1 protein-coding gene is annotated in these 1,241 nt (G+C 53.1%); it reads right to left on the reverse strand.

What is annotated here, in order from left to right; translation table 11 throughout:
- Positions 1-1,241 (reverse strand): HEAT repeat domain-containing protein (locus tag AC0QH1_RS30775; protein ID WP_324635259.1); only part of this gene is annotated, 1,241 nt, incomplete at both ends.

Below are 1,241 nucleotides of genomic sequence, written 5' to 3' on the forward strand. Positions count from 1 at the left end.
CCTTTTAACGGCGCTTCTAGGGGGTCGTCGGTGAGGAAGGCAACGGCAATTACCCCCGTCAGTTTTTGGCAAAAGGCGATGAGTTCTGGGGTGGGTTGGGTCGGGGTGGAAACCGTTTCGCTACCGAAGAGGATGGCACGGTGGGGGAGGAGGTTACGGCGTTTTAGGGTTTTGAGGTGGCGGCGCAGTTCAGCGGGGGTGGCGGGTTCCGGGGGGTCTTCGTCGGGACAGGTGATTTCCCAAATCAGTTCGCTGAGGGTGAGGGCGATTTCCGGTTCGCGGGTTTCGTCAGCGAGGAGGTCGGCGTTGAGGCAATACAGGGGCAGGTGTTGCAGGGATTCCCAGGTGAGTGGAGAGGCGAAAGAGGGTTCGCCACTATGGGGGGTTTGTTCGGTGACTTCGGGATGGGGGGTGGTGGGGGGATTGTGCCATGCTTGGTAAAATTCGGGATAGGGGAGATTTTCGGCACAGTTCCAGATGAGGTTGTAGCATTCCTCGAATCGTTTAAAGTTGTTTTGGTAAACTTCATCGCCGAGGTTGTCTTTTAAGGCGGTGACAACTCCTGCATATTGTTGGGGTGTGGTGAGAATTTTCCCTAAAATCTTTGCCGCCCGCTTCCGAGTAGCTTTATTCTCAGTAGTGGCGAGAAGATTGACCAACGCCGCAACTGCTTCTGGCTTCCCTTGTCCGATTTTCCCTAAAATCTTTGCCGCCTGCTTCCGGGTGGCTTTCTTTTCAGCAGTGACCAGAAGATTGATCAACGCCGCAACAGCCTCGGGATTTCCTTGTCCGATTTTCCCTAAACTCTTAGCCGCCTGCATCCGGGTATCTTCATCCTCCGTGGTGGAGAGAAGATTAACCAAAGCAGCGATCACCTCGGGATTTCCAGGGTCGATGTTCCTTAAACTCTTAGCCGCCTGCATCCGGGTATCTTCATCCTCCGTGGTAGCGATAACTTTGACCAAGGCAGCAATGGCTTGAGGATTTCCTTGTCCGATTTCCCCTAAACTCTCAGCCGCCTGCATCCGGGTATATTCATCCTCAGTGGTGGAGAAAAGATTGACCAACGCAGCAATGGCTTGAGGATTTCCTTGTCCGATTTTTTCTAAACTCCAAGCCGCCTCCTCAAAGGTATCGTCATCCTCAGTGGTAGCGATAAGATTAACCAACGCAGCAATGGCTTGAGGATTTCCTTGTCCGATTTCCCCTAAAATCTCTGCCGCCTGCCTCCGAGTATAGTT

The sequence above is a fragment of the Phormidium sp. CCY1219 genome, from assembly GCF_055795085.1.